This is a genomic window from Bradyrhizobium sp. USDA 4516 (assembly GCF_054055915.1).
In genome coordinates this window covers 5,149,178-5,172,157 of the sequence record NZ_JBSRXT010000001.1, presented here as the reverse complement: position 1 = coordinate 5,172,157, position 22,980 = coordinate 5,149,178, and the positions used below count along the sequence as shown (strand labels likewise).

Sequence of the window (22,980 nt, the reverse complement as noted above, 5' to 3'; positions counted from 1 at the left end):
TGTGCCGAGGCCGCGGCATGAAGCGCTGTCTTGCCGAAGGACGCGAGCGTTTCGAGCTGTGGGTCGGTGCCACCGTGGTCGCCAACAATTTCATGAGGATCGCAGCAATGCTGGCGCGACCGTCACGCAAGCGAAAAGCTGCTTGATCGACACGACGACCCGCCGGTCATTCCAAGTGGCCACAGCTCAGCACATCCCAAGCTGACAGACGGCGCGCAACTCCGAACCGCACCGAAAAAGCCGCCAGTTATGAGCTCGCCGGTTCCCGCATTTTCCGTAACTTTTGTACCCAATCTATCGGCATCGCTTGAATCGAGCCCCCTAAGTTCAGCCGTTTCGCGACAGAAACTAGCACTACTTTGGCAGATTGTGTTTTCGCCGCTGTTTTTCACGGATTTGCTTTCGGCAATATGGGCACTGCTGAGACGGCGGCCGAAGGATGAGATCGACGATGGCGTGACGTACGGCTGGCATGGTTGGCTGAGGCGGAGGCCCGTTGATTCTTTTTTTTCCGCCCCGCGTATGCGAGGCGACGATGTTGCAGGAAGGCGTAGGCAATCATTGTCATCAAGGCGTGACGATGAAGACCTTGCCATGATCGCCCTTCGAAGTGATCAAGTCCAAGTTCCTCCTTCAACTGCTGATGCGCCTGCTCACAAATCCACCGTGCCTTGATGGTGGCGGCCAGCGTGCGCAGATCCGTCGCCGCCGGAAGATTGGCCAGATAGTATTTCTTCTCCCCGGACGCACGTTGCTCGCCAATGAGCCAGGCTTCGTCGCCTGGGAGATGCTGCTGACCTTTATCCCATATCCGCTGCGGAGGGCCGTCGGCGGTCCGGACACGGAGAGCAGCAAATTGGGCTTTCAGCCGACCTTTCGTCCCGCTACGCCAACTCACGGTTTTCCATTTGGCGCTGGCGAGCATTTGTTCTGCGGCAATCGATAAGATATCGGGCACGTGGTGCTTTCGTGGTTTTCCGCGGACCTTGGTAATCGGCCAAATGAGCTTCACATCGACCGGATACACTTTCTGGTGCCGAGGGATGCCGACAGCCCAGGTCAGCCCGCGCTCTGTTAGCCCTTGTCGAAACGGTGCGCTGAGGCCGTATCCTGCATCCGCCAGCACACATCCAAAGCGCACGTTGGCTGCCATTGCGCGGTCAATCTCGGCTAGAGCAATCTCGGGCTTGGACCGTGCCGTTCGATGTTCGACTGGCACGCGAGCGCGCTTCATACGAGATACGTCGCTTGTCCAACTGTCAGGCAGAAAGAGACGTAACGCGACCATCACGGGCACTTCGCCGCGCGCAAGCGTCAAAGACACCAGCGTTTGGCAATTTGCCGTTTTACCGAGAGCCGACGCGTATTGAGCCGCAACACCGACCGAGCGCTCACCCTTCTTCGGCAGTGAGGTGTCATCAATAACCAGCACCGCATCCCTGCCGTGGATGAGGCGGATGATGCGCTTGTCGCCGATCCTATGTTCCAAGAAGCGCACCAGCCAAGATTGACTGACTGCGCCAAAGAAATTTTGGATGTCGGCGTCAACGATCCAGTTCACCTGCCGCGTCTCGATCGCTGTGCAGAGCGCGTCCAACGCATCATGTGGCCCTCTGCCGGGCCGAAACCCGTAGGAAAAGCCACAGAAGTCTCCTTCGTAGATGGCGTTGAGCACGATGACGGTGGCGCCCTGGACGATTTTGTCCTCGAGAGCCGCGATCGCTAACGGCCGCTGCTTGCCGTCTGCCTTTGGTATGTACGTCCGGCGAGACGGTTGCGGGCGGTATGTTCCTCGTTGGACCCGTTTGTGCAGATCGGCGAGCTGGGGCTCGAGATCTTCCTCGTAGTCCTGCCACGTCATGCCATCCACTCCGGGAGCGGCCCTACGCCTGAGCGCAAAGAACGCCGCCCGCAGTGTATCGACATTGATGTGGTGAAGGAGCGCGGTGAACCGGTCCTTCTTCCTCAGCCTTGCGGCTGCCCGTACGCGGTCCAGCGACTGGGTCATGCGAGCCCGGCCCTGTGTCCGGTGTATGCGCCGCTGTTCCGCGTTTCCCTTGGTCCCCAGCCTTGGCTCCACCCACTCCTCCGCCGGTAATCCGGCTTTGTTCGTCGGCTTCTCAGCTACTATGCCAGAGTCAGACTTCTCCGTGTCGTGCATCAGCGGCTACGGCTCCTCGCCTTCCCGCTGCGGACCATATCCTCGGAGGAGGAAGGTGGCCGACCCGGAGATATCCCGGTTCCCGTACAAGGAGCTTCCATGCATGCCAGGGTCTACGACCACGCCGGGCTGGACGGGTGCTCGCGTTTGCGCACTCGCCCATGTTGCCTTCCGCTCTTTGGACAGCGTCGACGCCCGGGATAACACTGTTTCGCGGCTCAATGGCTGGCCTGCATGCTCCCCTACCGACGCTTCGCCGACCCCCTCGCGGAGGCCTGCGCACGGCTCGGGGCCGATGTGGTTCGCTACACCTTCATCGCAATGGACTTTCACCATCTACTCCTTGCCGGTCTCCCGGCGCACCCAAAGTAGTGCTAGGCTAGAGCTACCCGCTCCCTGATGCCGCGGTTAAGGGAATCAGACAGCAGGCAACAAGCTCTCGGTTCAACTGATTATGGTCCCTCTATGCCGCCACCTCGCGGCTTATGATATTCGATCCCTTCTATAATCAGTTCGTACTACCCATGTCACGATTGAGGAATTTTCTGATTTGACCAGTGTCCGCGCTCCGAACTGATTATCTCTTCGCATCGCGCGACCTTGATACAATCAGTGGAGCTATCATCGAAGGAGCAATTGGTGCTCGCTTCCCTCTTCGCCTCGTAGCGGACGTTGAAGTCACTTGCTTCGCAATTTGAATGGCGGGTTTAGGCGACCTTCTTGGTGATTATGGTGAGTTCATTGTATTTTATGCAGACCGTTGTGGAGCAGCTTGCCCGTGCGCATCGTGATCCGAATCAAACGATTCCAATCCACACCCACCCGCTTCCAAAAGTCGGTAAGGGTCTTAAGAGGTCGTGATGCAAGGACGCAGCAAGCGAATCAGCACTCGACGATGACGTACGTGTACTGTTCCGCTTTCACAACGGGACTAATCCTTCAACGTGGAGTGGAGTGGCGCTCAAGCCTTCGACCAGCTGCGCCACTCGACCACACCTCCAATGGCTGCTGCTCGTGGAGTTAGACCAGGGACATCAATGCATTGTGACGCCACCATCTATTACCAGCCGGGTGCCGGCATGAAGCCAGCCTCTCCGGAGGTCAGGCAGGCGAACGCGGCGGCAATCTACTCGGGTGTGGCCCTCTGGAAGATGGCACGCGCGCGTAAAATCCCTTTCGCAGGTCCTCGACCTAGCGCCCGGGCAGACCGCGTTGACGAGGACGCCCTCGCCCACGTGGTCGACTGTCATGACACGGCTCAGGCCCAGGACTGTCGCGCGGCGATCAGGATGGAAGAGCGCGTCAATCAAGGAGAGAGAGTTTCGCCGGGCTCGTGATGTAGGGAGGGCGTAGCCCGACCGGAGTTACGAGCCCGGCGTCGGCGCGATCCACGAGGGACCGCGCCGCTTGGTGATCGCGGCCGGTAGGTTATGCAAGTGGTTCTTCCGCCAAGAGGAATCACTCGCTTGCCCGGCCGACACATCACAGATCACCAAATGAGGCTCTACATGAAGTACCGTCAGACCGATAGCCCGCCAGTGGCGGCGGCCAAGGCGTCGTTCAGTGCGTCGACCGGTTATCGGATCGAGAGAGATCCCCGACGTCCATCGCAAAAGAAAGCTCCTCGCGGCCGACGACGGCCGGATCCGTTGAGCGAGGTGTTCGAGACCGAGATCGTCCCGATCCTGAAGTCGGCACCTGGCTTACGCCCGGTGGCGGTCTTCGAGGAGATGCTCCGACGTCATCCGGATATCGGCACCGGTATCCGTCGCACCCTGGAGCGTCGGATCCGCGCCTGGCGGGCGATCCACGGCGAGGAGCAGGAGGTGATCTTCCGCCAAACCCACGAGCCTGGCCAACTCGGCCTCTCCGACTTCACAGACATGGGCGAGTCGGGTGTTACGATCGTGGGCGCACCCTTGGATCATCGTCTCTATCACTTCCGTTTGGCCTATTGCGGGTTCGAGCACGCCCACGTCGTGCTTGGCGGCGAGAGCTTCGTTGCCCTGGCCGAAGGCCCGCAGAATGCCCTCTGGTCGCTCGGTGGGGCGCCGCGGGAGCATCGGACCGACAGCCTGTCGGCCGCATTCTGCAATCTCGATCGCGATGCACGGGACGATCTGACGCAGCGATACGAGGCCCTTTGTGCCCATTACGGCATGCGGCCTTCCCGCAACAATCGAGGCGTTGCCCACGAGAATGGCTCGATCGAAGGCCCCCACGGTCATCTCAAGCGAACAATCGCGGACGCCTTGCTGCTGCGCGGAACTGCCGACTTCGACGATCTTGCCACCTATCGCGGCTTCATCGACGAGATCGTCAGCCGCCGCAATGCCCGCAACGCCAAGTGGATCGATAGCGAGCGCGTGGTGTTGCAGGAGCTGCCTGATCGCCGCACCTCCGACTACGAAGAGGTGATCGTCCGCGTGACGTCGTCGGGCGGCTTCACCCTGCGCAAGGTGTTCTACACCGTGCCATCCCGCCTGATCGGCCACCGGCTGCGGGCGCGCCTCTACGACGATCACCTCGACGTGTTCGTCGGCGGCACGCATCTCCTTACCTTGCCGCGCGGGCGGCCGCATCCCAATGGCAAGTACGATCAGGCCGTCGATTATCGGCACTGATCCTTTCTCTGCGGCGCAAGCCAATGGCGCCTCTCAATCTGGTCTATCGGGACAGGCTGTTCCCGCGCGAGGGCTATCGGAGAACCTTCGACCGATTGCGCGAGCGATTACCGGACAAGAAGGCCTGCCGGATCATGGTCGATCTCCTCGCGCTCGCTCATGAGCGTGGCTGCGAGGCCGAACTCGCCGATCAGCTCACAGCCGACCTCGATGCCGGCCGACTGCCCGAACTCAACCGGCTGCGAGCTCACTTCGCTCCTGACCCCGCCCACCTTCCGAACGTCGTGGTGCAGCTCGCACCGCTTGCCACCTACGAATGCCTCATCGGTACTGCCGAGACCGGAGGTGCCGCATGAGCGTGGCCAACACCGTTGATACCGCGCGCCTCAATCTGTTGCTCAACGAACTCCGCCTCCCAGCCATCAAGGTGCTGTGGGCGCAATTTGCCGAGCAATCTGACAAGGAAGGTTGGCCAGCGGCCCGCTTCCTCGCCACCATTGCCGAGCACGAGATCGCCGAACGCGGTCGCCGGCGCACTGAGCGCCATCTCGTCTAGGCGCGGCTGCCTGCCGGGAAGACCTTCGACAGCTTCGACTTCGAGGCCGTGCCGATGATCTCCAAGGCGCAGGTGATGGCACTCGCCGCCGGTGACAGCTGGTTGGGCAAGGGTGCCAATTTGCTCCTGTTCGGGCCACCCGGCGGCGGCAAGAGCCATCTGGCGGCAGCTATTGGCCTGGCCCTCATCGAGAACGGATGGCCCGTCCTCTTCACCCGCACCACCGATCTCGTGCAAAAGCTCCAGCTGGCTCGCCGCGAGCTTAACGTCGAGGCCACCATCAACCGCCTTGATCGCTTCGATCTCCTGATCCTCGACGATCTTGCCTATGTCACCAAAGACCAGGCCGAAACTAGCGTGCTGTTCGAACTCATCAGCGCACGTTACGAGCGCCGCTCCATGCTGATCACCGCCAATCAGCCCTTCGGTGAATGGAACAAGGTCTTCCCGGATCCCGCCATGACGCTGGCCGCCATCGATCGTCTCGTTCACCACGCTACCATCGTCGAGATGAACGTCGAGAGCTACCGCAGGCGCACCGCGCTCGAGCGAAAACGAGGTCCAGGACGGCCGCCTTCGCACGCGACAATCAAAACCGTCGCTGATTGACGCTCGTATTGCCTCACATATCGATGCTCCTGAGTGCGATGGGTTGCCTCATTTATTTTGCTCCCGGCTTGGGTTGAGGAGGAGGCCGGGTGCGGAGATGGCCGGGGTTTCGGAGCGCCCGGCGTCCTCCGCTGGCACCTGGCACATCATTGGGGTGTTGTGACCTCATACTCCGGAAGCGTTTCCTCCGTAGGAACGAACAGTAACGCGTTCGCTTGCTCGCTGCGCCAGGATTTAAGTCGACGTTGAAGCGTTCGAAGAAGCTTGTTCGGATAGGCTCCAGGATATTCCACCTGCAACCGGGAGAGCAGTTCGCTGCCAGTCCGCCAAGGTTCGACTTCAAACCATTTTCGCAAATCTGGCGTTGCCCTGATGAGCGGGTCGGGACGGCGCCGACCTCTCTTCGCTTTCGCGATTGGCCGATCCGTCGGTCGCATAGCTCCGTCCTTCCAGGCGGTTCGTAGACTTGCCAGAAAGAGATCAATCGATTGCGATGCCCCAGCAGGATTGACGATAGGCTGGGTATCCGCAAGCGCCGCGAGGCCTTCCTGCGCGCCGCGGATATCGCGCAACAACGCGACCGGGTCGAGAGCGGCATAGATTTCTTGGAGTTGGGCGCGAACCGCGTCGGGCGTGCGGGCGTCGGCGGCCAAGCGCTGGTGTGGTGTTGTCGGCACGCTGTATGTCTTGCGCACACGCGCACCGTCGCGCTGCTTGGCTATCAATTTGAACGAGGGTTGGAAGAAGTTCACGAACAGCCGCGCCGATCGATAGAGTTCAGCCAGCAGCTTGGCCGCTTCCAGGCCCTCGAACCGACGATAACCGACCATCCTGCGCACGACGGCGCCGTTCTTCTGCTCGACGAACGCCTGGTCATTCTTTCGGTAGGGCCGGCAACGCGTGAAGACGATGTTGGCCGCCTCGCAGTAGGCTTTGAGCGTCTCGTTCATGAACACGGTATCATTGTCAGTATCGAAGCCGAGTAGCGCAAAAGGCAAATCCCCGTGGGTCGGTCAAAATCCCCCGGGTATGGTCACTTGAAACTCCCCCACCTGATGATCGCCGTCAGCGCCGCTGAACAGCGGTAGCCGGTCAGGCAGGACGTTTATTTTCGGTCCCTTTAGCCAGCAAGGGACCGGGGAGTTGAACGTCTTGAAGCCACACCTGCAAAGCACGGTATTTACGCTACTCGATCGCAACACCAGCCAGCGCGAGATCCACCGGCTGACGGGGGTCGATCGAAAGACGATCCGGCGTTACCGGGCGCTGCGGGCTGGTGCGGAGGCAAATTCCCCCGGGGAAGTGACCACCGGCCCGGTGAGCGTAGACGGCCAAATTCCTCCACCCCGACCACCGGCTTTTGGGGCATCGGAAGCGACGGTCACCAGCAGCCTGGCCCGTTCGGCTTGCGAAGCGCATCGGACGTGGATCGAAGAACAGGTCCGCCTGAAGCGGAATGCGCAGGCGATTTACCAGGACCTGGTCGATCAATTTGGCTTTCCGTCCAGCTACCAGAGCGTCAAGCGGTTTGTGCGCCGGTTGCGGCACACCGACCCCGAGCAGTTTGATCGCCTTGAGTTCCTCCCCGGCGAGGAAGCTCAGGTCGACTACGGCGAGGGCGCGCCGACGGTTGATCCGAAGAGCGGGCGGTACCGTCGTCCCCGCCTGTTCGTGATGACGCTGCGCTACTCGCGGCGCAGCTTCCGGCGGGTAGTCTGGCAGTCCAGCCAACAAGTCTGGGCGCAGCTTCACGAAGAGGCGTTCCGGTATTTTGGCGGGGTCCCCAGCTATGTCGTGCTCGACAACCTGAAGGAAGGCGTTCTCAAGCCGGATTTGTACGAGCCCCAGCTCAACCCGATTTACAGCGCGATGCTGGCTCATTACGCCGTGGTCGCCGATCCCGCGCGCGTGGCCGATCCCAATCGGAAAGGATGCGTCGAGAGTGCGATTCAACATACCCAGGGCACCGCGCTGGCCGGACGGCGCTTCGCGACGCTGGAAGCCCAGAACGAGTTCTTGAGGCACTGGGAGGAGAATTGGGCCTCCAAGCGCATCCACGGCAGCACGCGTCGTCAGGTCGAGGCGATGTTCCAGGAGGAGAAGCCACACCTGCGGCCGTTGCCAGTGGCGGCCTTCCGCATCTTCACCGAGGTCGTTCGGACCGTCTGCGACGATACCACCGTGCGTGTTGATAGCAGCTATTACGCCGCGCGGCCTGCGCCCCTCGGCAGCCAGGTCGTGGTGCGGATCTACGCCGCGACGATCGAGATCCGCGATCGCCACACCCATGCGCTGCTGCGCGTTCATCCCCGGATGGCGCATCCCGGTTCTGTCGTCCTGCCGACCAACGAGCGGCCATTCAATCCGTCGCGGCAAACAGCCTTGCTGCTGTCGAGCGCCGGCCGCATCGGCCCGCAGACCAAGGCGCTGTGCCAGCAGATGTTTGACACCGAAGGGCGCGTTGGACAACGCGCGATGTGGGGCATTGTCGGGCTGAGCCGGAAGTATCCGGCACGGCTGGTCGAACAGGCTTGTGCGCACGCCATCAGCAACCGCATCTACCGTTACAAGCACGTGCGTGCGACCGTCGAGCGGCTGCTTGAACAGGCATTCGCGCAGATTGAAACGACGCCACCACCGACATCGCAGCTCATCCAGGATCATCCGTTGATCCGCACCTCCGAGGAATACGGCGACCTCTTCAGCCGCGCTGTGCGGCGCGACGCCGACGACAATGGCCGGCAGGCCGAGGCTCACGACGACCGCGCCCCTGCAATCCGCGCTCGTGGCGCCTGCGCAACCCCGGCCAGCTCCGGCGCCACGAGCGCTCCCGCTGCGCCTTCTCACCTCAAACTGGAGACCCAGCCACATGATGACCATGCCGGAAATTGAGCGTTGCCTGCGACAGCTGCGCCTGTCGGGCGTCCGCGACACGCTGCAGACGCGCGTGCTGCAGGCGCAGGGCGCCAACCAGCCCTTCCTCGAGACCTTCTCTCTGATCCTGCAGGACGAACTGGACCGTCGTCAGTCCCGCCTTATCGAGCGACGATACCGGCAATCCGGGCTCGACGAAAAGCTGACGCTCGCCGAGTTCGACTGGTCCTTTAATCCCAAATTGCCGCGCCAAACCTGCTTCCAGCTCCACACCCTGGCGTTCATAGCCGCTGGCGAGAACGCCCTGCTTGTCGGCAAACCCTGGCACCGGGAAGTCCCACATCGCCAAGGCGATTGCCTATCAGGCGATCCTGCAAAGCCACAAGGTCCAGTATCTTGAGACCGACGACTTCTTCCACCGCTACGCCCTGAACTCCCCGGCGCAACGCGAGGTCCGGCTGCGAACCATCATCGACTGCGATCTCCTCGTGCTGGACGATCTGTTCCTCGCACGCGCCATCCCTGACGACGCCGGCGCATTGCTGCAGACCCTGATCCATCAGCGCTACAAACTGCACCGCAGCGTCATCGTCACCTCCAATCGCGTCGTGCAGGATTGGGGGACATATCTGGGGGACAACACCATGAGCACCACCATCCTCGATCGCCTGATGCACCACTGCCATCTGCTTGAGTTCGACGGACGCAGCTATCGGCTCAAAGAGGCCGCTGAAGCTCTTGCCCGTGAAACAAAGTCAAAATAACAATCCCTTCTGTCCTGCCTCGCGGGTGGAGGAATTTGACTGACCACACCCGGAGGAATTTGAAGTGACCCGCGGGGAAATTGTTTGCGCAATTCCGTCAGCACCGTGCTCAACAGCGTCTGTTCGCGCACGATCAGAGGAACGCACTCCGTCCAGCCAGTAGCAATGTCGGTGAGCACGAGGGTCTGGATGAAGCTGCCACGCGCGGATGGACCGCTATGCGCGACAAGGTCGGCCTCGACGAATCCCGGCGCCGGATCATTCCAATCTGCCGACGTCCTTATTGGAACACTGCGGCGCAATTAGTGCGCCGCGTGCCGCCGGCGCTTGCGACCTAATTCTTCTCGGACCCGCACCAATGCGCGGTCGATCGTCGCAGCGCTCATCGCCAAAAGTTTGTCGCGGATCTCGGAGGCAAGGTCGAGGTGGCCGTGCCGTTCCATCGCCTCAATCAGCGCAGGCATTAACGCCTTCAGCCGCTTCCCGCAGATCCGGTCTGACGCCTCCCAAAGGAGCACGAGCGCGTTGTGTTCTGCCTCATTATAGACTCGACGTCGCGCCCGTCGGCCCTGGCGTGCGTCTTCCTGACCTCGAAGTAGGCGCATCGCATGCTTGCGATGGAATCCGGTGATGTCGACGAACTCGGTAAGCGGCAAGCTGAGGCCGTCAGGCTGCGTGGTTCCATGGCATAAGCGCGTCGATTTGGCTGCTCGGCCAGCCGTTGGCGATACGCTGAAGTTTTAAGGCGAGCCAGGCGAACGGATCGACGTTGTTCATTTTCGCCGTCTGCAGCAGCGTTGCGATGGTCGCCCAGGTTCGTCCGCCGCCGTCGCTGCCAGCGAAGAGGCTATTCTTTCTCGTGATTGTTTGTGGCCGGATGGCGCGTTCGACGACGTTGGAGTCGAGCTCGATACGTCCATCGGTCAGGAAGCGTTCGAAGATGGCACGGCGCGAGACGGCATAGCGGATCGCCTCGGCCAATTTTGATTTGCCGGAGCTCCGCCGCAAGGTCTGCTGCCAGAGATCGAAGAGATCTGCGACGATCGCCGCGGAGGCTTGCCGGCGCGCGGCAACGCGAGCGTCGGGGCTTTGACCGCGCACGGTCTTCTCGACCTGCCAGAGCCTTGCCATCCGCTCGACCGTCGCCGTTGCCACTTCCGAGCTCCCTGCAACATGCAGCTCGTAGAACTTGCGTCTGCAGTGTGACCAGCAGCCAGCCAATGTGATGCCATCATTGCCGCGATCGGATCGCGCGAGCTTGTTATAGGCGGCATAGCCATCCACTTGCAGGATGCCGCGATAACCATTGAGATGGCGGACCGCGCATTCGCCGGAGCGGCTGTCTTCGAAGCGATAAGCCACCATCGGGGGACCGCTGCGGCCAAAGGTTCGGTCATCCCGGGCATAGGCCCATAAGTAGGCCGTCTTTGTCGATCCGGAGCCCGGAGCGAGCGTCGGCAAAGTGGTTTCGTCGGCAAAGACCCGTTCGGCCTTCTTGACCTCGCTGAAGATGTAGTCGGCCACGATCTCGAGCTCGAAGCCGAGCTTGCCCATCCATTGCGCCATCAGCTGGCGGTCGAGCTCGACATGATCGCGGGCGTAGATAGCCTCCTGCCGGTAGAGCGGCAGGCCATCGGCATATTTGGCGACGGCTATCTGGGCCAGAAGCGCTTCCGTCGGAATGCCTCCTTCAATGATATGGGCCGGGGCCGGCGCCTGGATGACGCCGTCCGCGTTCTTGAAGGCATACCTGGGACGGCGCGTGACGATCACCCGGAACTTCGCCGGCACCACATCCAGGCGCTCCGACACGTCCTCGCCGATCAGCACCTTCTGCTTGCCGGCATGCTCAGCCAGCTCTTCCGGCTCAATGACGGTTTCGATCCGTTCCAGATGGGGCGCAAAGCCCTTGCGCCGACGCGGTGCACGCTTGCCATCCGCCTGCGCACGGCCCTTGCTGACCTGGGCCTTGATCGCGGCGATGCCGGTCTCGATCTCCTCGAAGACGAGGGCCTGCTGTTCATCGTCGCCGTTCGCCGAGCCGAGCTTCTCCGATCGTCGGCCGAACCGGGCGCGGTCGAAGGCCTTCAGGATTTGCGTCAGCCGCTCGATGCGCGCATCGGCATCGGCGTTGCGGGCCTTGAGATCGGCGACTTCGCTCTCCAGAGCATCGGCGCGGGCCGCTTTCTCGGCCATGGCAAGCACCATGGCTTTCAGCGTCTCTACGTCATTCGGGAGGCTGAGATCGGGCGGCGTCATTGACCCGACCAGAGCACATTTTGCCCCGGTTCTCTTGCCCTTTCAGGCCGCTGATTCACTTCGCCGCAGTGCTTTTACCCAACAATCTCCGGCGGCTTGACCGCCGCGGTCCGGACCCGCTTCCAGTCCATCCCATCCACCAGTGCCATCAACTGCGCAGCATTCAGCTGCACCCGATGATGCCCGATCCGCGGCCAGCAGAACCTCGCCTTCTCAAGCCGTTTTAAATAGAGGCACACGCCGGAGCCATCCCACCATACGATCTTGATTCGGTCGGCTCTTTTGGCGCGGAACACATAAAGCGCACCGTCGAACGGATCTGAGCCGGCATCGCGCACCAGCGCAACAAGGCCATCGATACCCTTGCGGAAGTCGACTGGATGGCTCGCCAGGAACACCTTCACGCCAGAGGGGATCATGCCGAACGGACCGCCCGGATCACCCGCTGCAACTGCGCCTCGTCGACGTCCACGCCGGCGCGCACGATCACCTCGCCAATGGCAATCTCGATCACCGCGCCTGCCACAGGCGCCACCACACCCTCGCAACTCGAGTGCCGTGAGCGATAACGCCGCCGCTCGGCCCGAGCGTCACGGCGCCAGGCGAACAGCTGCGACGGGTGAATGCCGATCCGGCGGGCGATCGCCGAGACGCTCGCGCCAGGCTCCAGCGCCTCCATCACGACTTGGGCCTTAAACTCGTCCGACCAGCGTCGGCGAAGCTGCCGCGGCGCTCCCTCAAGACGGTCGGCGACCGCTTCGATCATATGGAAGGTTCTAGTTCCAGAACTAGGCGCAGACATAGAAGCTCACATCGGCTCACAAACTTAGCAGCCGATAGCCGATCGTTCACCCCCTCCGCCAGACGGGGTCTCCTTGCCGCTTACCGAACTCGTCCAATATCCGCGCCTTCTTCTGCGCGATCCGAACGCCGATAGCGCGCGCATGCTGCCGCCGTCAGTTCCTTCCGCGTTGCTATGCTTAGCCACCCCATCTTCGCCCCCGCTCGTTCCCGATCCAAGGGAGCAATTTACGTGAGGCAACGGCTCAGCATCCGGTAACAATTAGGGCGAGGCAATGCGCTTCCAATCCAGATCGACGCGCTACACAGGACCGCCTAAATCAGATAGGACGAACGCAGGAACACCTCCTGCGCGCCCCATTCCTGGGCCGCTAGTCTAGGCAATGGCATGGCGATCATGCCTAGCATTGCCATCAGCATCAACCGGGCGTTCCGAGCCTTCAGCGGCCGCGATGATCTTGCGAGAGGCCTGATGTTTGGGATTGCGCATGTGGGTGATCATGTTAGTCACGTCCACACCGCTCGAGCAGCGGTTGAACGCACTTCCGCCGATCCGACACCAGTTGATCCTCGCTAGCATAATCGAACCGGTCGCCCAGCTGCTTCTCAATGCCGGCCGTAGCCCAGCTCACGTTTGATCTTGTTAGTATCGTAGAGCCGGTGCCAGCTTCCTTGCGGGTCTGTAATAATCATCGGCCACGAAGGTACGCAAGCGAGGCCGGAAGGCTGACAATCTCCCACTGGTGATCAAAGGCTGTCGCAACGACTTCCGCCACCTGGCGCAGCGTAAGTTGACGTTCATCGCCGCAGTTATAGATCTGACCGCCCGCCTCCATCGGGCGATCCACTGCGCACAAAACCGCCTGCATATTCACGGAATAATACCCGCGTGTGATAAGTCGTAGGCTTGCATCAGGAAGAACCATGAACGGACGTCGATTGAGAGCGCGGCGAACCAAGCACCATTCAAAAGGAGGCGGCTGACGCGGTCAGTAGATAATTGGGCAGCGCAAGATGGTGGCTCGGGGACGCATAGCCATAATCTCGCGCTCGGTCTCGGCTATCCGATAAGCAAATCGCCCATCAGAATCCCTCTTGGTTTCGCTGAAGTGTGGATCGCCGTGTATGTGTTCGACGGCGTCTGGGATTTCATCACTCTCGTGAGAGCCTCGGTGAAACAGAGTGGCTCGGAACCCGCGAGCAATCAATCCGTTGACGATGGGGTCCGCTGGGACCCGTACCGCCGACGACCAAGGCGCGGTTTTCTTTGCCCATGACAATTTCTTCACCAACGGACTGCCTCGGCGCAATCATTCGAAGCCAACCACAAGGTTGATTCCCTACACATTGATTTTTTCGCGGCGTAATGGCCTGGCAGAATGCGGACCGCGGCCACCGCCCCAGAACACTAGCTCGCTCTAGTACGAATGTCCCGACTTTTCATGGGGCAGTCTTTCGCAACTTTGCGAGCGTCAGATCCCAGAGCTCCCTCGTTTGTTAGCGGGCTTGGGTGCAGACCCTCGGGCGCCGGGGCCCTGGAAGAATTGACCAATCTCTTTTTGGGGAGCACCTGTCTCAAACGCCTCTCGATACACACTGAGCGCCATTTGCATTGCAGTGGAATAGCGCTCTTCATCGAACTGCCAATTTTCCGATTTTGGGAGCTTGTACGCGATGCGAGGTTGCTCCGATAAACGTCGAGCGGCCTCCAATGCGGCCTCGAGCACTTTCGACTGCTCCACCATTTCCTGAATGAAGCCGAGCTGTTTAGCTTCCTCGACATCCATAAGGCGACCGCCCAGCGCAAGCTCGATCGCCCGGCAGCCCACTCGCTCCCACATGAGCCACGTGCCGAAGATGCTGGGTAGGCCCGAGCTCACTTCGGTTTGGCCGACCCTGACGCCAGGATGCAACCACATAGTCACAGAATTGCGTGATCTGGCTTGCTGAAGTGCCTGACCGCATCATAACACGTCCTGATGCGTCGCAGCCACGGTTCGATGTTTATCCCGTCGGCGAACTCCCGCAGCTCAGCTAAATCCTGACCGGAGCAGAATGCTTTGTCGCCTGCGCCTGTGAGCACAACCGCGTCAACATTGCCGTCTGTGTCGACGGCAAGGAGCTTGCGTGAGAGTTCGTCACGCAGGGCCGAGGTCCAGGAATTGTAGCTGTCCGGCCGATTGATCGTGAGCACAAATACCTCATCGCGCATCTCGGAAAGCAGTTCCTCGGTTTATGGGCGAACTTCTGGTTTTCTTCTGTCATCGTATTAAGTTCGCGCCGGCCTGTACCCGGCTCGCTCGGCATCCCATGCCTTCTTAAGGTCGATCTCGATGTCGCTCTTCTTAATGCGCTGTGTCGGCCCGCGCGGGAAGTCATCGACGAATTGAATGAATCTCGGTACCTGATAATAGGCAAGGCGTTCGCCGCAGAAGTTGGCGATGTTGAGGGGATTGGGGTCGGCGCCTTGACGCAGCTTAACTACTGCGAGAATGTCCTGATCGCCCAAGGGAGAGGGCACTCCGATTACCGCTGATTCCTCCACACCGGGCGCTGCGTTGAGCACGCGCTCCACTTCCCAGGCGGACACGTTTTCACCTCGGCGGCGCAACGCATCCTTTTTCCGGCCCTTGAAGTAGTAATTGCCGTCCTGGTCGACGGTTGCGGTATCACCGGTGTAAATGCAGCCGTCTGGCCGCATCACCTCTGCCGTTTTCTCCGGATCGCCGAAATAGCCGCTCATCGTGACACCGGCGACCTTCGGCTTAAGGACGACTTCGCCAACGATCCCAGGTCCAACGCGTCGGCCCTGGCTATCGATCAACCAGCTGTCGAACTCCTCGACAGGAGTGCCGACTGAACCGACGACTCCGCGCAAGTTTAGATGAGTGAAGTTCTGGCCCTCGCTGAGGCCGTACCCCTCACGCACCTGAAGTTCGAACCGCTCTTCGAACTTGCGCCAGCTATCGGTAGGACATGCGGCTCCCCACGCGATGGAGACACCGTTATTTCGCTCACTTTCTACGGGCGGCTGCGACAAGATGATGTTCACCAAGCCGCCTAGATAGTGGAGTTTGGTTGCGCCCGCCTCGGCGATCTGGTCCCAAAGCCTAGACGCACTGAAGCGCTCCACCATATGGATGCTCAGGCCCTTTTGGAGCGCCATAATTACCGTCATCCAGGCGGCAATGTGATAGAAGGGCTCCCACAAGAAAAACGTGTCGTTACGCTGTGCGTCCGAAAGGATGGCCGCGTTTTTTGCTCCGACCCAGTACCAGCGATGCGACAACACGACCCCTTTGGGAGCTCCCGTCGTTCCCGAGGTGTAATTGATCGCTACGGCGTCGTCGAGAGATCGTGGCACCGCCAAAGGCACAGAACGACTTGTGCGCAGAAGCACATTCAGTCCGATCTCCCCGTTACCGTCGACGCCATCTTCCAGCCAAACCAAACGTGGCCGATGAGAAACGGCTGAAAGAGCCTTCCGGATCGGATCCGCGTGCGCGCGATTAGCAAGCAAAACCTGCGGTTTACTGCTACTGAGCTGTAGTTCGAGGCCCGCTGCCTTCAGGTGGATGCTAAAGGGCACGGCAGCCGCCCCGATCCAAGACGTCGCAAGATAGAGCTGCATGTGCTCAATAGACGACGCAAGCATAAAGCCTACACGATCGCCGGGCTTCACGCCTGCATCTACCAGCGCACCAGCCATCACTTGGACTCCGTGCAAGAGCTGTTTGAACGTGGTGTGTTGTTCGGAGAACGTACAGAAAACCCGCTCGCCACTATCTTGGGCACGTGCGAGGAGAAGCTCAGGGATCGTATACATCAGGTGAACTCGATTCAGTGACCGATCGGGGAGACACCAGTGCGATCGGTTTCAGATTTGTTGAAGATCTTGTCTAAATAGAGCTGCTAGACTGCGCGGTGGCTTCGAAAAGAATAGGGACTGCGTAAACTCCGCTCGGTTCGACCAAAAGTGTGGGTTCGAGTGAGCTAGACATATTTGGCCTTGAATCTAGAAAGGATGCTAACACCGAATTCATACTGGACCACGCGGATCGGGCGGATTGAACTCCTGTTGCTCGGTACCCTTGAGACTATTCTCATCGATTAGTAGAGAGGATCAATCGCCTCCTTTGGCGTGCGCCAACTGGCCATGATATTTCGAGTTGATACCGCATCGTACGGCTCGCAGCCATAGCCCATGCTGCCGTGAATGGCTTTGCGAATGTTGCACGAACCGCAAATGGGAGTTCTTTGGAGCCGCTGCAGAAAGCCGTCCGTGCGGTTGCCAACGGCCGCTCTGCGAGCGCTAGATGACACTCCGAAATCGCTTTCACTTAGTTCTGCTGAGGTAGCTAGCATTCGTAAACCTTGGCCCATGTATCCAGTCGGGGAATGCGGTACGTGCTGGAGGTTTCGGTTGAATTTTGGACAAACCGGCCGAGGCTAGACCAATACCAAATTCGGAAGAGTCCATACCAGATTGGAATGAGGCGAAACTCGTAGACTAGAGGAGGCGTGGTCCTGTAGAACGTCTTCAATGTCTCGCGTAGAAAGCTGACCTATTTCCAAACGGTTTGAGGTAGAGCAGCGTACGTGAGGATCCCGGAAGTCAGTTGAGGCAGTGATGTCATTCTGGCCGGATGCGGAGTACACCGGATTGATCACATATTTGCCGTGCGATCGAAATCGATCAGCCTTGATCTTCTCGTCGGCAATCCTTCTTCGCTCATCGAGAACCATCAATCGCGCTCCCGACTTAATCAGGTGCAGAATGCGTTGGTCAACGATGGCAGTGAGCGTAAAAGATTTCAGACAAACTCCAGGATCAACGCATCCGCTGCCAGCGTGGCGCCGGCGGCGGCGTGGATCTTCTTGACCGTGCCCTCACGCTCGGCGCGCAGCACGTTCTGCATCTTCATGGCTTCGACCACCGCCAGGGTCTCGCCGGCCTTGATCTCCTGCCCCTCGGTCACCGCGATCGACACCACGAGACCAGGCATCGGGCACAGCAACTTCTTGCCGGTGTCGGCGGCCGAGACCACCGGCATCAACCGCGCCGAGGTCGCCTCGGTCTCGGTGAAAACATAGACCGGGATCTCAAAACCCTGATGCGCGAGGCGGAAGCCGTTGTTGATCGCCCGCACCTGCACGGCGACGAAGTTGCCGTCGATGGTGCCCTGCCAAACCGGATCGCCCGGGATCCAGCTCGATACGAGGTTATGAGGGTTGCCCGGCAGCCCGTCGGCGGCAATGAAGCGCACCGCAATCGCGTCACCCTCGCGGGCGACATCGAGCGCGATCTCGGCGCGGTCGAGCCACACCGCGCGGCGGCGCTCGCGCAGCACCACGCGGCCGCCCATCTGGCCGGAGATCTGCCGCTTGCGCTCGCCCAGCACGTGGTCGATGGCGGCGCCGACCGCGGCTAGCCGCCGCGCGAACTCGCCCTCGGGTGCGTGCGCCGAAAATCCCTTGGGGAACTCTTCCGCAATGAAGCCGGTCGACAGCCGGCCCTCGCGCCAGCGCGGATGGTTCATCAAGGCCGACAGGAACGGAATGTTGTGCCGGATGCCGTCGACATAGAAGGCGTCGAGCGCGGTCGCCTGCGCCTCGATCGCCGCGGCGCGCGACGGGGCGTGGGTGACGAGCTTGGCGATCATCGGATCGTAATGGATCGAAATCTCGCCGCCTTCCTGCACGCCGGTGTCGTTGCGGATCGTGATGCCGTCATGGCTGGCCTCGGCCGGCGGACGGTATTTCACCAGGCGCCCGATCGACGGCAGGAAGTTGCGGAACGGATCCTCGGCATAGACGCGGGATTCCACCGCCCAGCCGGTCAGCGTCACGTCCTTCTGCGCGATCGCGAGCTTCTCGCCGGCGGCGACGCGGATCATCTGCTCGACGAGATCGATGCCGGTGATCAATTCGGTGACGGGATGCTCGACCTGCAGGCGGGTGTTCATCTCCAGGAAGTAGAAGCTCTTGTCCTGGCCGGCGACGAATTCCACGGTGCCGGCCGAATCGTAGTTCACGGCCTTCGCCAGCGCGACGGCCTGCTCGCCCATCTTGCGGCGGGTGGTCTCGTCGAGCAGCGGCGACGGCGCCTCCTCGATGACCTTCTGGTTGCGGCGCTGGATCGAGCACTCGCGCTCGCCGAGATAGATCACATTGCCATGCTTGTCGCCGAGCACCTGGATCTCGATGTGCCGGGGATCGACGATGAATTTCTCGATGAAGACGCGGTCGTCGCCGAACGACGACTTCGCCTCGGCCTTGGCGAGGTTGAAGCCTTCGGCGACCTCCGCCTTCGAATGCGCGATGCGCATGCCCTTGCCGCCGCCGCCGGCGGAGGCCTTGATCATCACGGGGTAGCCGATCTCGTCAGCGATCTGGACGGCGTGCTTGTCGTCCTCGATGACCCCGAGATGACCCGGCACGGTCGAAACCTTCGCCTTCGCCGCGGCCTTCTTGGATTCGATCTTGTCGCCCATCGCGGCGATGGCGCCGGGGTTCGGACCGATGAAGACGATGCCGGCGGCTTCGAGCGCGCGCGGAAACGCCTCGCGCTCGGACAGGAAGCCGTAACCGGGATGCACCGCCTGCGCGCCGGTCTTGCGGCAGGCCTCGACGATCTTGTCGATCAAAAGATAGCTCTCGGCCGCGGCGGGCGGTCCGATCAGCACGGCCTCATCGGCCATCTCGACATGCAGCGCGTCGCGGTCGGCCTCGGAATAGACGGCGACCGTCTCAATCCCCATACGGCGCGCAGTCTTGATGACCCGGCAGGCGATCTCGCCGCGGTTGGCGATCAGGATTTTCTTGAACATGATCACAGAGGCAGGTTGTCGTGTTTCTTCGCGGGAATCTCGACCTTCTTATCGCTGAGCATCGCCAGCGCCCGCGCGATCCGCCGCCTTGTCGAATGCGGCATGATGACGTCGTCGATGTAGCCGCGTTCAGCGGCGATGAAGGGCGACAGGAAGCGATCTTCATATTCCTTGGTGCGGGCGGCGATCTTGTCGGGGTCGCCGATGTCAGAGCGGAAGATGATCTCCACCGCGCCCTTGGCGCCCATCACGGCGATCTGGGCGGTCGGCCAGGCGTAGTTCATGTCGGCGCCGATTTCCTTCGAGGCCATGACGTCGAAGGCGCCGCCATAGGCCTTGCGGGTGATGATGGTGACGAGCGGCACCGTGCACTGCGAATAGGCGAACAGCAGCTTTGCGCCGTGCTTGATCAGGCCGCCATATTCTTGGCTCGTGCCCGGCAGGAAGCCCGGCACGTCGACGAAGGTGACGATCGGGATGTTGAAGGCGTCGCAGAACCGCACGAAGCGCGCCGCTTTGCGCGAGGCATCGCTGTCGAGCACGCCCGCCAGCACCATCGGCTGGTTGGCGACGAAGCCGACGGTGCGGCCGGCGATGCGGCCGAAGCCGGTGACGATGTTTTTCGCAAAGGTCTCCGAGATCTCGAAGAAGTCACCCTCGTCGACGACCTTCAGGATCAATTCCTTCATGTCGTAGGGCTTGTTCGGATTGTCGGGGATCAGCGTGTCGAGCGACATGTCGACCCGCCCGATATCGTCGAAGCTCGGCCATTCCGGCACGCCGTCGCTGTTGTTCGAGGGCAGGAAGTCGATCAGGCGGCGCATCTGCAGCAGCGCGTCGACGTCGTTCTCGAACGCGCCGTCGGCGATCGAGGAGCGCGTGGCGTGCACCGAGGCGCCGCCGAGTTCCTCGGCGGTCACCACTTCGTTGGTGACGGTCTTCACCACGTCGGGGCCGGTGACGAACATGTAGCTGGTGTTCTTCACCATGAAGATGAAGTCGGTCATCGCGGGCGAATAGACGTCGCCGCCGGCGCAGGGGCCCATGATGACGGAGATCTGCGGGATCACGCCCGAGGCCTGCACGTTGCGGCGGAACACATAGGAATAGCCCGCCAGAGCAGCGACGCCCTCCTGGATACGCGCGCCGCCGGCGTCGTAGAGACCGATGATCGGCGCCCTCGCCTTCATCGCCATGTCCTGCAGTTTCGTGATTTTCAGCGCGTGGGTTTCGGAAAGCGAGCCGCCGAACACCGTAAAATCCTTGGCAAAGACGAACGTCTTGCGGCCGTTGACCGTGCCCCAACCGGTGACGACACCGTCGCCGGGGATCTTGCTCTTCTCCATGCCGAACTCGATCGCGCGGTGCTCGACGAACATGTCGAATTCCTCGAACGAGCCCTTGTCCAGCAACAGCTCGATACGCTCCCGCGCGGTCAGCTTGCCGCGGGCGTGCTGCGCCTCGACGCGCTTCTCGCCGCCGCCCAGCTTGGCGCCGGCGCGTCGATTATCAAGTTTATCAATGACCTCAAACATAATTGAGCCTTCTGATACCTCGGACGTATACAATCGAGCGCGGATTCGTTCTCTCTGACGACATTGATTGCCTACACTTTAGTACGGACGTGCCCCTCTCACGCTCCACAGGTTTTTAGAACTTCGGCGAAGTACTTGGCCGCGTCTAAGACGAAATTCGTGCTGCGCTTTTCATTGTCGACCATCGGCAGCTCCTGCAGCCTACTTCGTCTCGACGCTTGAGGACGTGTTGGAGCGAGCGTCAACCACACCGCTGACGAGATTTTCGCCCATCAATTTTTGTGCCAAACTTCTCCCGGACCGCGAAATGGCCGAATAATATCGGCTCAGAGCGGCAGCCCGACTACGAGCCATATTGATCGCCTGCTCTGGATTAAGAGACACGAAACGAACTTCGTCGCGACTGCGCATTTGCACGAAGGCGTCGAGCTCGCAGTCCAAAACCGTCGCTATCTTCGGATAGCCGCCTGTCGTCTGATGATCCGCCAATAGGATGGTCGGCACGCCATCGCCCGATATTTGAATGGAGCCACGGATGACCGGCTCCGATGGCATATCCAGAGGACCCTTCGGCACAAGCGCGGGTCCCCTTAACCGAACGCCCATGCGATCGTACGCATCACTTAGGTGAAAGGAGCTCGAAAGTAGCGTAGCGAGAGCGTCGTCGCTAAAGAAGCGGTCCTGTGGGCCAACGACGACATGGAGCTTTGATTCGGGAGACGCAGATGGGCGCAATATGTCCCCCTCGCGCTCTTGACGCAGCGACGCACCACGAATGACGAGTCGTTGACCGGGTGATATTTTTCCTCCTCCGAAGCCAGAGATTGCATGAGTCGAGGCGCTGACCAGCCACCGTTCAGCCACAAGCTCGCCAGCGAATGCCAAGTAGGTCCAACTCCCCCACGAGCCGGGGCGGACCGTGAGACGCTCCCCTGCACGCAGGGAAATTACCGCCCAAGAACCGGTCTTGAGGCCGGCGCTCTCGACGAAAAATCCGCCACCTGCGACCGCTGCACTCAAAGCCCCACTGTCGCATTCGATCGAAATGCCTCCCATCGAAACCTCGATGGCTGGAGTGCCTGGGCTATTCCCCAAAGCCACATTGGCGGCAATGAAAGAGGACCGGTCCATGGGACCCGAAGCCGGAACCCCAAAGCGCATAAAACTGGTACGAGCCGCATCCTGGATAGAAACGTGGGGGCCGGCGGATACGACGGACAACACAGCGTCACCCATGCCGTGCGCTTTCATATTGTGCTCGGCTGATGCGTTGAAAGCGAACGCTATCGCCAACATCGAATAGGAATGGCCGATTGGCTGCTGCCTCGTTCAAAATCCTCGTCGGTGACCGACCAATTATCCACCACCCAGTTGGCATCTTGAGGGTCGTAACCAGACATTGCGACCCGGCGATAAGCACGCTGCCCGCGGGGATATCGCGCACAGCCGCCTGCTTCCGAGGAAGTTGGATCGAAGGAGGAACTCCCGCCATGTAAGCATAGCCCGGCGCGAAACCGTACATATAGACCTTGTAATCACCGGATGAATGAGCCGAGATGACTTCCTCTTGGCTCAGCCCGCAGGCTTCCGCCACACGGGCCAGATCGGTGGCGAATTCCTGATCGTAGCAGATCTCAACTTCCCAGAGCGCTCCGGCGAGCTTCTCCGAGGGGCCGGCGACGACAAGCGCAGCAACAGCATGCCTCACAGCCGCGTGGTCGGTCAACAAGGGATCGAAGCAGACGAGAACACTGGCGTAAGCGGGAATCGCTTCGACAAAACCCTCGAACGGCGATTTCGACAGAGCCCGATCGAATTGTAGCACTCGGTCGTGCGTCGCGGTGTTGATCTCTTCACCAAACTCGACAAGCAAGGCGTGCTCGGCGACCGGTCGGTATTGCGGGAATTCGGCAACGGATCCTATCAGCATAGCGCTCAGTCTTAATCCGCCCCTCAGGAGTCAACGA

General features: G+C 60.8%; 13 protein-coding genes and 5 pseudogenes. 4 read left to right on the top strand and 14 right to left on the bottom strand.

Annotation, left to right across the window (positions count from 1 at the left end; genetic code table 11):
- Positions 1-388 precede the first annotated feature (388 nt).
- Positions 389-2,161: an IS701 family transposase gene (locus ACVI1L_RS23795; protein ID WP_456783944.1), complete on the bottom strand. Its 1,773-nt coding sequence runs from the start codon at positions 2,159-2,161 to the stop codon at positions 389-391.
- 1,466 nt (positions 2,162-3,627) lie between these two features.
- On the opposite strand from ACVI1L_RS23795, the pseudogene istA (ACVI1L_RS23790) reads away from it, so the two are divergent.
- Together istA (ACVI1L_RS23790) and istB (ACVI1L_RS23785) are read left to right on the top strand one after the other, a co-directional pair.
- Positions 3,628-5,141 (top strand): annotated as a pseudogene (gene istA, locus ACVI1L_RS23790) (IS21 family transposase).
- Positions 5,138-5,950 (top strand): annotated as a pseudogene (gene istB / locus ACVI1L_RS23785) (IS21-like element helper ATPase IstB). The pseudogenes istA (ACVI1L_RS23790) and istB (ACVI1L_RS23785) overlap by 4 nt, the downstream one beginning before the upstream one ends.
- 146 nt (positions 5,951-6,096) lie before the next feature.
- On the opposite strand, the pseudogene ACVI1L_RS23780 reads toward istB (ACVI1L_RS23785), so the two are convergent.
- Positions 6,097-6,948: pseudogene (locus tag ACVI1L_RS23780) on the bottom strand (ISNCY family transposase); the annotation flags it as partial.
- Between the two features lie 109 nt (positions 6,949-7,057).
- On the opposite strand from ACVI1L_RS23780, the gene istA (ACVI1L_RS23775) reads away from it, so the two are divergent.
- Together istA (ACVI1L_RS23775) and istB (ACVI1L_RS23770) are read left to right on the top strand one after the other, a co-directional pair.
- Positions 7,058-8,842 carry an IS21 family transposase gene (istA, locus tag ACVI1L_RS23775; RefSeq protein ID WP_456785596.1) on the top strand — a complete coding sequence of 595 codons (1,785 nt, stop codon included), beginning with the start codon at positions 7,058-7,060 and terminating at the stop codon, positions 8,840-8,842.
- Positions 8,820-9,588: pseudogene (istB, locus tag ACVI1L_RS23770) on the top strand (IS21-like element IS1631 family helper ATPase IstB). The gene istA (ACVI1L_RS23775) and the pseudogene istB (ACVI1L_RS23770) overlap by 23 nt, the downstream one beginning before the upstream one ends.
- A gap of 74 nt (positions 9,589-9,662) precedes the next feature.
- Here the strand turns inward: istB (ACVI1L_RS23770) and ACVI1L_RS23765 are convergent.
- From ACVI1L_RS23765 to ACVI1L_RS23710, 12 genes and pseudogenes are all read right to left on the bottom strand, one after another.
- Positions 9,663-10,238 (bottom strand): annotated as a pseudogene (locus tag ACVI1L_RS23765) (ISNCY family transposase); the annotation flags it as partial.
- A gap of 16 nt (positions 10,239-10,254) precedes the next feature.
- Entirely contained in the window at positions 10,255-11,847 is a 1,593-nt protein-coding gene (tnpC, locus tag ACVI1L_RS23760; protein WP_456783943.1) for an IS66 family transposase, read from the bottom strand.
- 74 nt (positions 11,848-11,921) lie between these two features.
- On the bottom strand, positions 11,922-12,266 hold the full coding sequence (gene tnpB, locus ACVI1L_RS23755; protein WP_027583889.1) for an IS66 family insertion sequence element accessory protein TnpB: 345 nt from the start codon (positions 12,264-12,266) through the stop codon (positions 11,922-11,924).
- Positions 12,263-12,613 (bottom strand): transposase, encoded by a 351-nt coding sequence (locus ACVI1L_RS23750; protein ID WP_253606702.1) that lies wholly within the window; start codon positions 12,611-12,613, stop codon positions 12,263-12,265. The genes tnpB and ACVI1L_RS23750 overlap by 4 nt, the downstream gene beginning before the upstream one ends.
- Before the next feature lie 411 nt (positions 12,614-13,024).
- Positions 13,025-13,150, bottom strand: a complete 126-nt coding sequence (locus tag ACVI1L_RS23745; RefSeq protein ID WP_456783942.1) for a hypothetical protein — start codon at positions 13,148-13,150, stop codon at positions 13,025-13,027.
- Positions 13,151-14,120: 970 nt separating this feature from the next.
- Positions 14,121-14,567 carry an enoyl-CoA hydratase/isomerase family protein gene (locus tag ACVI1L_RS23740; protein ID WP_456783941.1) on the bottom strand — a complete coding sequence of 149 codons (447 nt, stop codon included), beginning with the start codon at positions 14,565-14,567 and terminating at the stop codon, positions 14,121-14,123.
- 2 nt (positions 14,568-14,569) lie between these two features.
- The gene (locus ACVI1L_RS23735) at positions 14,570-14,860 is read right to left on the bottom strand and encodes an enoyl-CoA hydratase/isomerase family protein (protein WP_456783939.1); all 291 of its coding nucleotides are present in this window, start codon (positions 14,858-14,860) and stop codon (positions 14,570-14,572) included.
- A 57-nt stretch (positions 14,861-14,917) separates the two neighbouring features.
- Complete coding sequence (locus ACVI1L_RS23730) at positions 14,918-16,474, bottom strand: AMP-binding protein (RefSeq protein WP_456783938.1); 1,557 nt, start codon at positions 16,472-16,474, stop codon at positions 14,918-14,920.
- Positions 16,475-17,462: 988 nt separating this feature from the next.
- Positions 17,463-19,478 (bottom strand): acetyl-CoA carboxylase biotin carboxylase subunit, encoded by a 2,016-nt coding sequence (locus ACVI1L_RS23725; protein ID WP_456783937.1) that lies wholly within the window; start codon positions 19,476-19,478, stop codon positions 17,463-17,465.
- Positions 19,479-19,480: 2 nt separating this feature from the next.
- Positions 19,481-21,013, bottom strand: coding sequence for an acyl-CoA carboxylase subunit beta (locus ACVI1L_RS23720; protein WP_456783936.1), 1,533 nt, complete (start codon positions 21,011-21,013; stop codon positions 19,481-19,483).
- Between the two features lie 201 nt (positions 21,014-21,214).
- Entirely contained in the window at positions 21,215-22,249 is a 1,035-nt protein-coding gene (locus ACVI1L_RS23715; RefSeq protein ID WP_456785595.1) for a 5-oxoprolinase subunit C family protein, read from the bottom strand.
- Positions 22,242-22,943 (bottom strand): 5-oxoprolinase subunit B family protein, encoded by a 702-nt coding sequence (locus ACVI1L_RS23710; protein ID WP_456783935.1) that lies wholly within the window; start codon positions 22,941-22,943, stop codon positions 22,242-22,244. The genes ACVI1L_RS23715 and ACVI1L_RS23710 overlap by 8 nt, the downstream gene beginning before the upstream one ends.
- Positions 22,944-22,980: the final 37 nt, after the last annotated feature.